Annotated in this window: 3 protein-coding genes and 1 pseudogene; 1 reads left to right on the top strand and 3 read right to left on the bottom strand. The window is 44.1% G+C overall.

Annotated elements, in window-relative coordinates:
• Positions 1 to 265 precede the first annotated feature (265 nt).
• The 3 genes from IAE27_RS29185 to IAE27_RS29195 form a co-directional block, all read right to left on the bottom strand.
• Entirely contained in the window at positions 266 to 682 is a 417-nt protein-coding gene (locus tag IAE27_RS29185) for a type II toxin-antitoxin system VapC family toxin (protein WP_200093417.1), read from the bottom strand.
• Entirely contained in the window at positions 679 to 909 is a 231-nt protein-coding gene (vapB, locus tag IAE27_RS29190; protein WP_021312476.1) for a type II toxin-antitoxin system VapB family antitoxin, read from the bottom strand. The genes IAE27_RS29185 and vapB overlap by 4 nt, the downstream gene beginning before the upstream one ends.
• Positions 910 to 1,420: 511 nt before the next feature.
• Positions 1,421 to 2,044 (bottom strand): hypothetical protein, encoded by a 624-nt coding sequence (locus IAE27_RS29195; protein ID WP_200093418.1) that lies wholly within the window; start codon positions 2,042 to 2,044, stop codon positions 1,421 to 1,423.
• Positions 2,045 to 2,183: 139 nt separating this feature from the next.
• Here IAE27_RS29195 and IAE27_RS29200 point away from each other — a divergent pair.
• Positions 2,184 to 2,298: pseudogene (locus IAE27_RS29200) on the top strand (IS5/IS1182 family transposase); the annotation flags it as partial.

Consider the following 2,298-nt stretch of genomic DNA (forward strand, 5'->3'; position numbering starts at 1 on the left):
AACCACTTCATTCCGTCGCAGAAATGGTTTCAATTTCCTATACGTCAAGCTTCTGTATTAATTCGGCCAGTTTTTTCTCTGCCGTATCGCGGTCAATCCGATCCAGCAAAATCCGGATAGCGACGAGTTTAAGCACCTCCGGAAGGCATTCCGGATCAATAACAATATCGCCGAAAATTTCTTCAGCCGGTTCACTGAAATCCAGCCGTAGTCGGTGTGTTCAGCATTCATGTCTGTCGTCTCCGTCACGGAAATTTTTACGGAATTATTTCACCCAGTCTTCCAGCACCAGGCCCGGGACCCGCTCAAACTCCCGCACATTGTTCGTCACCAGAACGGCGCCGGCCGCGATGGCGTGCCCGGCTATCGCCGTGTCGTTCGGGCCAATCGGCGTCCCGGCCTGTCGCAAGGCCACCTTAATCTCCGTGGTCGCATCCACCGCGGCCCGGTCCCAGGGCAGGATGGCATCGAGGCGGGCACAGAACGCGTCAACCAGCTCGATATGGCGCGGGGAGGCCTTCGGGCCGGTGGCGCCGAAGCGCATCTCGGCGTAGGTGATGGCCGAGACCACGATACGGTGGCCACGCAGCGCCGCCTGCTCCAGGCGCTTCAGCACCGCTGCCGGCTGCTCGCGCATGATGAACGAGCAGATGTTTGTGTCGAGCATAAAAGTCTTTTTCACAGGTCAAATCGTCCTTCGTCGCTGACAACGTCCTCGCGTTCCGCCATAAAGTCCGGATCGGCCCTGTCCAGCTGCGCGAACGAGCCCCAGGTCGGCCGGACGGGACGCAGAATGATGCTGTCCCCTTCCCGGACGATCTCCAGCTCGCTGACGCCGTCAAAATCCAGATCTCGGGGCAGACGGATGGCGCGGTTATTGCCGTTTTTAAAAATCGAAACTGTGCGCATGAATTTTCCTCCGGGCTGACAGGCATGATTTGTTATTGCATATGTGCAGTATATGCCTGCCCGAGCTGTTTGTATAGGTGTCACATATGCAGATGACAACCATATGCGTATGCCTGACCTATACAGATGCCCGGCATATGGATATGCTTAACATATCCTGCCTTCTCGTTTTTCCCCGCAGATCCGAAAAAAACCAGAGTCGGATCTTTGCCGGTGAACCTCTCAAGAGAGCAGAATGGATAATGCCAAGATCGGACTTTTCGAAAGGTTTTAGTTCAGGTTCACCGTCAGCTATGAGCGAAGAGCTGAAGTTGGCGATTGTTATCATCCGTCAGTAAAGTATTACTAGCATTACCTGTTAGTTGCCTTAAAAATCAGCAGCATACATTTTGCTGACATGCATACGCTAATGCGACAGAGCCAAAATTGCGGTATCTCTCATGAGAACTCACACCCAAATGTGATAGTGAAAAAATCTATTCTGAAACTTTTCAGCAGTGCCAGATAGGGTCTAAAATTTTTCGTTTTTAAGTTTTAGTAAATAATCATCTACTATTTTTTTATTTGATTCATCTGAGTAATAAAATTCTTTTAATGGTCCAATGAATAAACTTTCATCATCAGTTGACCCTTTCAATGGAAATAAGTGAGAAAATTTCATACGTTCGCCACTGAGCATGTACAAGCATAAGTATTTATTTAAATATAGGTTTTGATTATATTCATTTATCCCTATAAGAACAATGTTTCTTTCAGGATATAAGACAATATACCACTGTTTTTTAATAAAAAGACTACCTTTAAGCGCAAATATATCAGTGATATTGTAATCTATGTCTGATTTTATCTTGTTCATAGCGGTAGATATTGCTTTTTTAATAGACAACTGATCTTTAAAAAAATAAAGCAAAAGAATAACAAAGAAAATTATAAATATAGATGAGATTATTTTAAGTATTGATGGAAGTGGATCTTTAGAATCAAACAAATAGCCGGCCGCTATTGCAAACAAAACAAAAATCAACAAACCTTTAATCTCGTCTTTTTTGCTTTCTGATTTTATAAACATAACCACCGGAATTGAAAGGACAAAAACAACAAAGCAATAAAAAAAGATAATAGATGGTTCAAGCATAAAACAGACCTTCGAATAATTGCTATCTATTTATTAAAAGAGTATCATAAAATAAAAACCATAACATTAAAAATCAGTCATAACTCCTATGTATTGATTCTGGTGAAGGCTTTGTTGAAACAATTGAACTTTTGCTGAGTTGAAGGATCAGAGCACGCATAATCCTGATAATGCAGGCAGTTCCGTGGCAATGCAGAAGTTCGAAATCACCAACTGGTGCAACTACAACAAGGCCCTGATTAATCGTGGCTCCA

It is taken from the genome of Klebsiella sp. S69 (genome assembly GCF_016516145.1).
GTDB classification, from domain to species: domain Bacteria; phylum Pseudomonadota; class Gammaproteobacteria; order Enterobacterales; family Enterobacteriaceae; genus Klebsiella; species Klebsiella oxytoca.